Source organism: Streptomyces sp. NPDC033270, assembly GCF_055576575.1.
The window spans coordinates 158,054-169,325 of sequence record NZ_JBVIRA010000003.1 but is presented as its reverse complement, the minus strand read 5'-3'; the positions used below and the strand labels follow the sequence as shown (position 1 = coordinate 169,325).

10 protein-coding genes and 2 pseudogenes are annotated in these 11,272 nt (G+C 66.3%); 9 read left to right on the top strand and 3 right to left on the bottom strand.

Annotation, left to right across the window (positions count from 1 at the left end):
- Positions 1-33: 33 nt before the first annotated feature.
- Positions 34-780: a hypothetical protein gene (locus ACZ5XZ_RS06910; RefSeq protein ID WP_468975038.1), complete on the top strand. Its 747-nt coding sequence runs from the start codon at positions 34-36 to the stop codon at positions 778-780.
- A gap of 129 nt (positions 781-909) precedes the next feature.
- Here the strand turns inward: ACZ5XZ_RS06910 and ACZ5XZ_RS06905 are convergent, their stop codons facing one another.
- Positions 910-1,911 carry a TIGR03842 family LLM class F420-dependent oxidoreductase gene (locus tag ACZ5XZ_RS06905; protein WP_468975037.1) on the bottom strand — a complete coding sequence of 334 codons (1,002 nt, stop codon included), beginning with the start codon at positions 1,909-1,911 and terminating at the stop codon, positions 910-912.
- A gap of 11 nt (positions 1,912-1,922) precedes the next feature.
- Positions 1,923-2,074: pseudogene (locus tag ACZ5XZ_RS06900) on the bottom strand (dihydropyrimidinase); the annotation flags it as partial.
- 288 nt (positions 2,075-2,362) lie between these two features.
- On the opposite strand from ACZ5XZ_RS06900, the pseudogene ACZ5XZ_RS06895 reads away from it, so the two are divergent.
- Both ACZ5XZ_RS06895 and ACZ5XZ_RS06890 read left to right on the top strand, forming a co-directional pair.
- Positions 2,363-3,897 (top strand): annotated as a pseudogene (locus tag ACZ5XZ_RS06895) (RHS repeat-associated core domain-containing protein); the annotation flags it as partial.
- 542 nt (positions 3,898-4,439) lie between these two features.
- Positions 4,440-4,574 (top strand): hypothetical protein, encoded by a 135-nt coding sequence (locus tag ACZ5XZ_RS06890; RefSeq protein WP_468975036.1) that lies wholly within the window; start codon positions 4,440-4,442, stop codon positions 4,572-4,574.
- Between the two features lie 174 nt (positions 4,575-4,748).
- Here ACZ5XZ_RS06890 and ACZ5XZ_RS06885 read toward each other — a convergent pair whose 3' ends face one another.
- The gene (locus ACZ5XZ_RS06885; protein WP_468975035.1) at positions 4,749-5,141 is read right to left on the bottom strand and encodes a YunG family protein; all 393 of its coding nucleotides are present in this window, start codon (positions 5,139-5,141) and stop codon (positions 4,749-4,751) included.
- 65 nt (positions 5,142-5,206) lie between these two features.
- Here ACZ5XZ_RS06885 and ACZ5XZ_RS06880 point away from each other — a divergent pair, with 65 nt between their 5' ends.
- The 6 genes from ACZ5XZ_RS06880 (at position 5,207) to ACZ5XZ_RS06855 (ending at position 11,067) form a co-directional block, all read left to right on the top strand.
- Positions 5,207-5,365, top strand: coding sequence for a hypothetical protein (locus ACZ5XZ_RS06880; RefSeq protein ID WP_468975034.1), 159 nt, complete (start codon positions 5,207-5,209; stop codon positions 5,363-5,365).
- A gap of 867 nt (positions 5,366-6,232) precedes the next feature.
- Positions 6,233-6,718, top strand: coding sequence for a hypothetical protein (locus ACZ5XZ_RS06875; RefSeq protein WP_468975033.1), 486 nt, complete (start codon positions 6,233-6,235; stop codon positions 6,716-6,718).
- A 160-nt stretch (positions 6,719-6,878) separates the two neighbouring features.
- Entirely contained in the window at positions 6,879-7,766 is an 888-nt protein-coding gene (locus ACZ5XZ_RS06870; RefSeq protein WP_468975032.1) for a hypothetical protein, read from the top strand.
- Between the two features lie 4 nt (positions 7,767-7,770).
- Entirely contained in the window at positions 7,771-9,090 is a 1,320-nt protein-coding gene (locus tag ACZ5XZ_RS06865) for a peptidoglycan-binding protein (RefSeq protein WP_468975031.1), read from the top strand.
- Positions 9,087-9,809, top strand: a complete 723-nt coding sequence (locus tag ACZ5XZ_RS06860) for an ABC transporter ATP-binding protein (RefSeq protein WP_468975030.1) — start codon at positions 9,087-9,089, stop codon at positions 9,807-9,809. The genes ACZ5XZ_RS06865 and ACZ5XZ_RS06860 overlap by 4 nt, the downstream gene beginning before the upstream one ends.
- Positions 9,799-11,067 carry an ABC transporter permease gene (locus ACZ5XZ_RS06855; protein ID WP_468975029.1) on the top strand — a complete coding sequence of 423 codons (1,269 nt, stop codon included), beginning with the start codon at positions 9,799-9,801 and terminating at the stop codon, positions 11,065-11,067. The genes ACZ5XZ_RS06860 and ACZ5XZ_RS06855 overlap by 11 nt, the downstream gene beginning before the upstream one ends.
- Positions 11,068-11,272: the final 205 nt, after the last annotated feature.

Sequence of the window (11,272 nt, the reverse complement as noted above, 5' to 3'; positions counted from 1 at the left end):
TTACCGGAAGGAGCACTGGAGAGGGGGAACATCGTGCGTAAGAAAGGTCCCTTCAAGGCGTGGCTGGCTGCCCTCGCCGCCACCTTAAGCACCGCAGCTCTGCTGCTCGCACCGGGCACGGCCCACGCCCACGACCCCGGGCGAGTCGCCGCCAGGTACCTCAACCTGCACCAGTGCATGTACTACTCGCCCTCGGCCACCAACCACTTCACCACGGTGGTGCCAAGCAGCGACGGACGCTTCCTGGCCGGGAGCAATGCGTCAGCCACCGCGGACAGCCAACCGAACTGCGGCGCCGGGGACGGCAACTACGGGCTCGTGCCGATCTTGTCCGGGGTCAGGGCGCTCGACCGGCAAGCCGGGCGCTACCTGAACGTGCACCAGTGCATGTACTACTCGGCCTCGGCCACCAACCACTTCTCGACGGTGGTGGCAAGCAGCGACGGACGCTTCCTGGCGGGAACGAACGTCTCTGCCACCGCGGACAGCCAACCGAACTGCGGGGCTGGGGACGGCAACTACAACCTCGTCCCCACCCTGTCGGGAGTCAAGACGCTCGACCTGACCACGGGGCGTTACGTGAACCTGCACCAGTGCATGTACTACTCGGCCTCGGCCACCAACCACTTCTCGACGGTGGTGCCGAGCAGCGACGGACGCTTCCTGGCGGGAACGAACATCGCCGCCGCCGCGGACAGCCAACCGAACTGCGGGGCGGGAGACGGCAACTACAACCTCGTCCCCATCCTGTCGGGAGTCAAGACGCTCGACCTGGCCTAGGCCTGGCCAGGTCGAGGGATGACTGATCGCTTCAGCGGCGTTCCTCCGCCGCGGCAAGCCGGGCTCCCAAAGAGCCCGGCTTGCTTGCGAAGACGCGTCCGGGCTGCGGCAGCGGCGTGCGGCGCCCGTTCAGTCGGCGAACGCGGGGATGATGTCCGCTCCGTAGGCGTCGATGGTGGATTCCCTGGCGTCGTGCATGGCGTAGACGGCGAACTGGTCGACGCCCAGCTCCCGGAGCGCCCGCAGCTTGTCGATGTGGGCGGCGGCCGGGCCCAGCAGGCAGAAGCGGTCGACGATGGCGTCCGGCACGAAGGCGGTGTCGGGGTTGTCCGCCCGGCCGTGGTGGGAGTAGTCGTAGCCCTTGCGGGCCTTGATGTAGTCGGTCAGCTCGTCGGGGACCATGCCGGAGTGCTCGCCGTAGCGGGCGACGAGGTCGGCGACGTGGTTGCCGACCATGCCGCCGAACCAGCGGCACTGCTCCCGGGCGTGGACGAGGTCGTCGCCCACGTAGGCGGGGGCGGCGACACAGATCGTGAGGGCGGCCGGATCGCGTCCGGCGTCCACCGCGGCCTGCCGTACCGCTTTGATCATCCACTCGGCGAGGAAGGGGTCGGCGAGCTGGAGGATGAAGCCGTCGGCCAGCCGGCCCGCCATGGCGAGCGCCTTGGGGCCGTAGGCGGCCATCCAGACCGGGAGCCGGCCGTCCTTGATCCAGGGGATCTTGATGCGGTGGCCGCCGACCTCCGCCTCCCGGCCCTCGGCCAGGTCGCGGATGACGCCGATCGCCTCGCCCACCCGGGCGAGGGTGTTGGGTGGCCGGCCGGCCACCCGCATCGCGGAGTCGCCGCGGCCGATCCCACAGACCGTGCGGTTGCCGTACATCTCGTTGAGGGTGGCGAAGGTGGAGGCGGTGACTTCGAGGGTGCGGGTGGAGGGATTGGTGACCATCGGGCCGACGATCAGGCGCTCGGTGTGCTCCAGCACCCGGCTGTAGATGACGAACGGTTCCTGCCACAGCACGGCCGAGTCGAAGGTCCAGCCGTAGCGGAAGCCGTTGCGCTCGGCACGGCGCATCAGGGCCACGACGGCGGAGGCGGGCGGGTCGGCCTGAAGGACAACTCCGAAGTCCACGGCGGCGCTCCTTAGATGAGGTACTGGCAGGTGCCACGCGGGATGTACTGGCCGCGTCCGGCACGCCCGGTGAACTCCCGCCGGTCGATGACGAGTTCGCCCGCGAGAGCACCGTCTCGACCTGGCCGGTGAGCCGTTTGCCCTCGTACGCCGAGTAGTCGACTCCTTCGAACGGGCAACCGACACTCCGCACCATGCCGGGACTTCACCGGCGACTTGGACCTTGATATCCACGAGATCCAGCAGATCCGCCTTTTTATCGTTCTTGAGGCTATTGACGCTATCGAGGCGCGATTGCACATCAAGGACCATCAAGGACCACTTCAAGCAGTTCTTGGACCCTACCCTCGTATCGGTGGGTCCCAAGAAGCAACACGGCGGCGAGGTCACGCAGATGACGCAGCCGTGTCCGGCATCCAGGCCGTGGGCGTCATGACGAGGCGGCCGGTCCACCAACCCGCATGGCCTGACCTGGCGATATGAGTACGACGAGGCCGGGCGTCTGATCGCCGAGACGGACTTCGACAACCGCACCCAGAGCTATGCACACGATGCGGCCGGGCGGCTGACCTCCCGCACCACTCCGCTGGGCCACACCACCCGTTTCCAGCACGATGCGCTTGGCCGGCTCCTCACCAAAGACGTCGACGGCCAGCTCACCACCTTCGCCTACGACGACGCGGGCCGTCCGGCTCGGATCACTGGACCGGACAGCGAACTCGCTTACAGCCGGGATGAGGTCGGCCGGGTCGTCGCCGAGACGGTGAACGACCGCACCACCACCTTCACCTACGACGTCCTGGGCCGTCGGATATCCCGCACCACCCCCACCGGCGCGGTCAGCACCTGACCTACGACGTGGCGGGGCGGCGCACCAGACTCGATGCCTCCGGCCGCACCCTGGCGTTCGCCCACGACGCACTCGGCCAGGAACTCTCCCGCACCATCGGCGACATCACGTTCACCCACGCCTACGACGTCCTCGGCCGCCTCACCGACCAACACGTCACCTCATCCGCCGAAACCCTCCAGCACCGCGCCTACACCTACCGCGCCGACGGCTACCTCACCGGCATCGACGACCACCTCAACGGCCCCCATCGCTTCGAACTCGACACCATCGGCCGGGTCACCACCGTCTCGGCCCACAACTGGACCGAGACCTACGCCTACGACACCGCCGGAAACCAAACCCACGCCACCTGGCCCGACCGCCACCCCGCCCCCGAAGCCCGCGGCGAGCGCACCTACACCGGGACTCGCCTCAACCGCGCCGGCACCGTCCGCTACGAGTACGACGCCGCCGGCCGCACCACCCTCCGCCAGAAGACCCGCCTGTCGCGCAAGCCCGACACCTGGCGCTACACCTGGGATGCCGAGAACCGGCTGACCGCCTGCACAACCCCCGACGGTACGACCTGGCGCTACATCTATGACCCCCTCGGCCGCCGCACCGCCAAACTACGCCTGACCGACGACGGCCAGAACATCGCTGAGCAGGTGAACTTCACCTGGGATGGCGCCAGGCTGTGCGAGCAGACCACCATCACCCACGGCCACTCCACACAAACGACCATCACCTGGGACCACAAGGGACACACCCCTCTCGCCCAGTACGAACGCAAGCACCTCTGCCAGGACGAAGTCGACGCCCGCTTCTTCGCCATCGCCACCGACCTCACCGGTATGCCGACGGAGCTCATCAGCGAGGACGGCGACGTCGCCTGGCAAGCCCGCCCCACCGCCTGGGGTTCCGCCGCCTGGAACCACAACGCCACCGCGTACACGCCCCTGCGCTACCCCGGGCAGTACGCCGACGCCGAGACGGAGCTGCACTACAACTTCTTCCGGCATTACGACCCGGGCACCGGGCGGTACGCCAGCCCGGACCCGCTCGGGCTCAGACCGGCTCCCAATCCGATCAGCTATGTGCTGAACCCCTCACGCTGGCGGGATCCCCTTGGCTTGTTCGGCTGCGAAGACGATGACGAATTCTCAAGCCACCATGAACCAGCGCGTGATCTTGCCCGGTACACTGAAGGGCAGAGTACTCGCGATCCGAGTTCACAGTGGTATCACGAGTATCTGAGTAACGATGAGCTTGTGGCGTCATTCAACAATGCTGGACTAGGGGATGGATTCTTTGTTTCACCCGGAGGGCAAGTGCTCGGTGGGCACCACCGATGGGATGAGCTCATGACCAGGGTGGGCGATGGGCGTATCGATCCCGAAACTCCCATCCGTGTCGATGTTCTTGGCGGGGAGTAGCGCCTATGTCACTCGTCCGGTCTTCAGATCCTGATTTTCGCGTGTGCCAGGTCCGCTTCACGGATCTGCTCGAACTGCAGTCGCGGGCAGAGAGGGAAGGGTGGGCAACGCGTTGGTCCTCTGAGGAATCTCTGCGTGGGCAGGTGAAGGAGAACTCCGTATTTCTCTGCACCCTATTGCGGGAGGAGCGAAATGGCGAAGTTCACGCCTACCGATGCCTCGTGCTTTTCCCGGCGGCGAAGGGGGATGCCGCAGGAGGCGTGACCACAATCGACATCGCCCCAGAGGCGCTCGCGTCGATGGAAAGAATTGATCGGGATCCGCAGGTTCGAAAGGCGCTTGCGAAAATATTCTCCATCGCCTCGGGCGGCATCTCCATGGTCCCGAAAGACTGAGTTCATCTCGGATGAGATTTCTACTACGGGCTTCAGAACTCATCCGCGTTTTCGTGGCAAGGTATGTGACACAGCTGTACCCACAAGGTCGCAGGCCCATGAGCGTGACCTCGAACCTGCACCCGTCGGGTTTCGACTCGATTGCCGCTCCACTGCCCCCCGTACCCCTCCCCCTCAGGCGGGCTCCGGCAGCGAGCCCAGGTGCTTGATCACGCGCTCGCGCAGAACGAGGTACTCCTCCCAGCGACGCGGCAGCGGCCGGTGGGCGCTCGATGACAGGGCGGCTGCGACGGTCTGTCCGTGCTGGAACTGCTCGCGCGTCAGGTCGAGTTGCACTCCGCTGTGCAGCCGGTTCCACCAGTCGAAACCGTGCTGCATCCCGTCAAGGTGCACCTCGCCGACTATGAGGTCATCGCCGAGGGCATCGTTGACGATCAATGCCGTGATGTCACAGTGCCCCCGGGCCTGGTTGCCCTGCTGCCAGTCGGCCAGGTCATCGGGCGGGCAGGCGTCGGCGGCCGAGCCGGCTGGCAGGGCGGACACCACCGCACCCGACACCGACAGCACGGACACTGGCATGGGGCAGGAAACCGACCCGGCCCAGGACGAACTACCTCAGGGCACCGAGCGCGATGACGATGCCGACACCGGCGGAGGCCATCCGCATCGTGACGAGAAGAACGCAGCCCTCAGGCACCATGGCCGACGCGCTCGACAAGCTGGTCGGTCTGGGCATCGCCAAGCAGGTCAGTGACCGGCCGCGTCTGTTCCAGCTCGCCAACCGGCCATGACCAAAACTGAGTAGCCGCCACGGCGGCACCAGTCTGAAAGCGCGTGTGTGAGGCGGCGATGCCGGCCGACGATGGATTCGAATGACGTCGGCCCGAAGTGCAGGAACAGATCCGAGGCCGGTTCGCCGATCAGTTGAACGGGTGGACGGCGTCGCACAAGCGAGGGATGGGAACCCCAAGGCGCACAGGCCCACGTTGTGGCCGCTGGATCCGGCGTGGCAACGGCGATGAGCGTACCCAGCCGGCCCGGCCTCAGTTTCCAGCAACGGGGTCCGTCCACCGACCGATCGGCGGGTCCGGCCCCTGGCTGAGCGAGTTCCTCAGGAAGACGGTACATCCGGCAGGAGCTGAGCGCTGGGAAGTGCTGGCCGGTCAGAAACCCACACGATGACGGAGTACGGGGCCCCGGCAGTCGGTACCCGACACGCTTCGATGCCTCTCAGCAGCCTGTGACGTTCCGAACTCGGCACTACGCGGCCATCTTGATTGGGCGAAAACCGTCTATGCGGCCGGTTTGTCGTGATCCGTTACGGGTTCGTGTTCGGCGATGGCACAACCGTGACAAGCCACATAGGACGATTCCATCCATGCACCCCCTTTGGTTTCTCTTGCACCAATTGACCGTTTGGGTGGGATGTTGGACTCGCCTAACGTCATGCCCGGCCCGACCGACCATCGGGCTAATCCGCGCACTTCGGGGCATACCGGAGGCGCTTCAGACGGGGGCTCCGGCATCCGAGTCGACCGGTGGCGTGCGAAGCGCCGGCTTCGGCGTCGACGCACGTTCGGCCCTGCACGGCGTGGCAGCCACCAAGAGCCCCCGCATTCCTTTCGGTTGCACAACACAGAGCATTACGGGATTCACTTATGGCAAAGATTTCAAGGCGCACCATCCGTCTTGCCGTGTGCGGCACCATCACCGCCTCGGTTGTCGGAGGACTGAGCGCACCAGCCGCCTATGCGGGAAGCCAGGAAGCGGCGAACCTGCAGAGTATGGAAACGTGCTCCAAGAGCCCCGGGACCTCGTCCTTCAAGTTCCACGTCTTCTACAACTCCGGGCACACTGGCGCGTTCCGCAACATCGGCTACGCGGTCTATGACTTCAGTCATGTGTACATCGGGGCCGGCGACCCGTCCGGCGGAAATGCGCTGAAGTTCTGCCCGGGCGGCACCGGGGCCGGAAAGCCCATCAAGAACAATGCGGCGTCCGCATCGAACACGCACTCCAAGTACGCCGCCACGGTGTATTTCAACAGCGGCTACAAGGGGGCATCCGACCGTGTGAGGTCGGGCAGTTCCATGTCCAAGCTGAAGAACACGTACAACAACAACGCATCCTTCAGGTGGAGCTGAATCAGGTTCAAGTTGCCTCAGATGGCGGGAGCGGAAGTTCGCTGCTCCCGCCGTCCCCAAGATGGTTGCGGGATGCGGTGTCCCGTTCCTGCGTATACGTCGGCAGTCGGAATGCGATACGGAAGAGGTAGAAGTGAAGACTTCGGGCGGGAAGAGAGTCGTGTCGGCAGTCTTGGTTGGCCTGGCGGTCACTGCGTGCGGGTCTCCGGGGCACAGTGAGGTCGCCTCGGCGGACAGACCGACCTCGCCGAAGAAGAAGTTCGTTGCCTCCGACCCCGCGACGTGGACGCTGCCGATTGAGGCATACCTGCCTACCGACGATGACGAGCGGCAGGTGAGCAGAGCGAGAACGACCCTCATCGGCGACTGCATGAAGGATTTCGGATTCGAGTGGCGCCCCGCTCCTGATCTTCCAAAGCTTGGCCCCAAGACACTCACTGACTGGCGTTACGGAATCCACGATGTCGTATTGGCGAAGAAGCGCGGATACAGGCCGGATGCGTCTGAACAAGCTGCTTATGACCGCGCCATGAACGAAGGCGCGGTGGAGGACACCACTGACGACGGGGCCAAGGAGAAAGCCCTGAATGGCGGATCCCTGAAAGTCAGCGGGAAGTCCGTCCCATCAGGCGGCTGCATCGGCCAAGCGAACCGGGAGATCTCAGACGGTGCCCTGGAACGCTCGGCCAAGGCGCAAGAGCTCAGCAATGACGCGTTTCTGCGCTCCAAGCAGGACAGCAGGGTTGTCGAGGCGTTCGCGGCGTGGTCTTCGTGCATGAAGGAACGTGGCTACAACTACAAGGCACCACTGGATGCCAGCGATGACCCCCGGTTTTCAGGACCGGAGGTGACGAAGCTGGAGATTGCCACCGCGACGGCTGATATCGCCTGCCGCAGCACGACGCACGTCGCGAAGACTTGGTTCGACGTCGAGTCCAAACTTCAGGAACAGGCTATCAACAAGCATGCCGAGGAACTGGTTGAGGCCAAGAAGAACTTGACAAGCACGGTGAAGAAGGCAGCGCAGGTGCTCGGCAGATCGAAGTAAGAGAATGACCAAGAAAGACACGGACACCGAGATACTGCCCACCGTGCCCAGCGACAGCAGGGCCCAGCAGCCTTCTAAGAGCTGCGCACCCCACCATTCGGCGCTACGCCGCCGTCGACGTGTGCTCGTCGGTGTCTGCGGCGGCGCCGTGCTGCTTGCTGCCGCAGGCATGGGTGCGGCTGCCTACGTCAAGTCTCCGGCGCAGGTGGCGGCAGAGACATCGGCGCCACCGCCGGATGTGCTCACCGCTGCGGTGGAACGCAAGGTCCTGGCAGAGACGGTGGTCACTCGCGGACAGGTTTCGGCGTCGCAGTCAGTGCAGGTGTCCTCGACGGGTCCGGCGGGTGAGGGTGCCGGGCACTCGGTGGTGACCAAGGTGAGGGTGAAGTCCGGTGAATCGGTGGCGTTCGGGCGGGTGTTGCTGGAGATCTCGGGGCGTCCGGTGTTCGCCCTTCCGGGAGCACTGCCGGCGTACCGGGACCTGAAGCCGGGAGACCGAGGGGAGGATGTCCGACAGCTCCAGCGTGCTCTGGCTGCTGTTGGCCATCCCACCGTGCCTGACCGGACAGGGGCCTTCGGCGCCGGCACCGAACGTGCTGTGCGGGCTCTCTACACCGGGCTGGGGTACTCGCCGACCTCGGCTGACGAGGGCAAGGAAGCAACAGAGAGCGGGACGCCGCAGGCGCCCGGAGCGACTGCGACGCGCCCCATGGTGCCGGTGTCCGAGGTGGTGTTCCTCAACTCATCGCCGGCGCGGGCGGATTCAGTCACAGCCGTGGTGGGTGCGGAGGCCAGCGGCACGCTCATGACGATTTCCGCCGGTGATCTGCTGGTCAACGGTGCCGTCGGCTTGCACGAGAAGGGGCTCATCCACTCTGGACAGAAGGTGGAGATCTTCTCGGAGTCCACCGGTGAACGGGCAACCGGGTCGGTGGTCTCCGTCGCGCAGGCGCCATCTGTGAAGAAGGGCAAGGAGGGCGAAGAGAACGGGGGCACCGAGGAGTACTCGGTGAAGATCAAGCCGAACGGTCGGCTCCCGGTCACCATGGCGGGCCAGGACGTGCGACTGACGATCTCGGCGGCCTCGTCCCACACCAGGGTGCTGTCCGTACCGTCCTCGGCCATCTCCACCGGCGCAGACGGCCGCACGACCGTCACCGTGCGGGAGGGCAACGGCACAAGCCGTCGAGTCGAGGTCAGGGTGGGCATGTCCGGAGACGGGTTCGTCGAGGTCACCCCAGTCGGCGGGGAACGGCTCGCGGAGGGTGAGCAGACCGTGGTAGGCGTCGATGCCCGGCACTCCGCGGAAGGAAGCTCGCGGTGACGGCGGGACACGGCAGCGGGCCCCCCGCGGTGGTCGAATTCCGCGGAGCGGGCTTGACCTACCCCGGGCCGCCCCCGGTGGAGGCTCTGCAGGCGGCCGATCTGCGGATCGAGCGGGGGGAGTACGTCACGGTCGTCGGCCCGTCCGGGTCAGGGAAATCCACGTTCTTGAACATCGTCGGACTGCTGGACCTGCCGACGACCGGACGCTACCTGCTCGACGGCATCGACACCGGCGCGATCAGCGACACCCAGCGCACCAGCCTGCGCGGGAGCCGGATCGGCTTTGTCTTCCAGGCATTTCACCTGCTGCCGCACCGCAGCGCCCTGGAGAACGTGGAACTGGCGATGCTCTACCAGCGAGTCCCCCGCCGCCGACGCCGCGGACGCGCCGAACACGCATTGCGTCGGGTGGGCCTGGCACACCGTATGGACGCTCTGCCCGGCCGGCTCTCCGGTGGGGAACGCCAGCGCGTCGCCATCGCCCGAGCCGTGGCCTCGGGCCCTTCCCTGCTGCTGTGTGACGAGCCCACCGGCAACCTCGACTCCGAGACGGCCCAATCCATCTTGAACCTCCTCGACGCTCTCCACCACGACGGAATGACCATCACGGTCATCACCCACGACCCGGATGTCGCCCGCCGAGGGCAGCGCACCGTCAGCATCCACGACGGCGTCCTCACTGACACGAGCCGCGCTGGGACCGCCCATGAGCGATGACAGCCGACCTTCCCAGGCACCGGTCGAGGCCCAGCGGCTGCGCCGTCCTCGCCGCTCGTCCCTCTCCCTCCGTGACGCGGTCTCCGAAGCCCTGGCCGGCGTCCTGCAACGTCCGGCTCGCTCGGCCCTTACCGCGCTGGGAACCGTGCTGGGTGTGGGCTCCTTCATCGCGGTGCTCGGCCTGACCGGTACCGCGGCGTCCCAGATCGACACACGATTCAACGAACTCACCGCAACTGAGGTCTCCGTACAGGACAGGGGAGGCCCCGACCCCAGCACGGACCCGCTCGCCTTCCCCGCCGATGCCGACACGCGGATCGGCCGCCTCAACGGCGTCACCGCGGCCGGCGTGTACTGGAAGATCCGCCTCGACCCCACTCAGCGCATCCGGTCGGCACCGAGCGACACGCGCGGCAGCGACGTGCAGACCCAGGTCGTCGCCGCCTCCCCCGGAGTCCTACAGGCCGTGAGCCCGTCCTTCGCCCAAGGTCGTGCCTACGAAACCTTCCACGAACACCGCCACGAGAAGGTCGCGGTCATCGGTTCCGCAACCGCAGCCCGCCTGGGCATCACCACCTTGCAGACCCGACCCGCCGTGTTCATCGGGAACACCGCCTTCACCGTCATCGGCATCATCGACGACATCGAGCGCAAACCCGAACTGCTCATGTCCGTCCTGGTGCCCCGCTCCACCGCCGAACGCATCTGGGGACCACCCGACGACGAACGCGCAACGATGCTGATCGCCACCCGTCTCGGCGCAGCCCAGCAGATAGCCGACGAAGCCCCGACAGCACTACGCCCCGAACATCCGGAGTACTTCAGAGCCCTTTCACCACCCGACCCCAAGGGCCTGCGTTCGGCCGTCGGCGGCGACCTCGGCCAGCTCTTCCTCCTCCTGGCGGGAGTGTGCCTGGTGATCGGCACCGTCGGCATCGCCAACACCACCCTGGTCGCGGTCATGGAACGCATCGGCGAGATCGGCCTGCGCAGAGCCCTGGGGGCCCGTGGCATCCACATCACCACCCAGTTCCTCTCCGAATCCACCGCACTTGGGCTGCTCGGCGGACTGGTGGGCACGTCCCTGGGCACCGTGACCGTCGTGGTCGTATCCGCCATCCGGCAGTGGACTCCCGTGATCGACCCGCTCGCCGTCGCCGTCGCACCCGTCCTGGGCCTGGCAACCGGACTGATCGCCGGCATCTACCCCTCCTGGCGGGCCGCCCGCATTCCCCCGGCCGAAGCACTCCGACGCTGATCCGCCCCCGACCGCCCATCACTGTCGCTCGTTCACCGAAGGGTTTCTGTTGCGGCCGCCTGCCCACACACCAGCCTGCCCACGTACGACCTCGGTGCGTTCTCGCCTGATGCCGTTGCGTTGTGCCCGTGCGCCGCCGAGCCCTCGTCTGCTCCACGGCACGTGTACGACATGGCCCCTCTTGGCCGTGACGACGAAGGACACC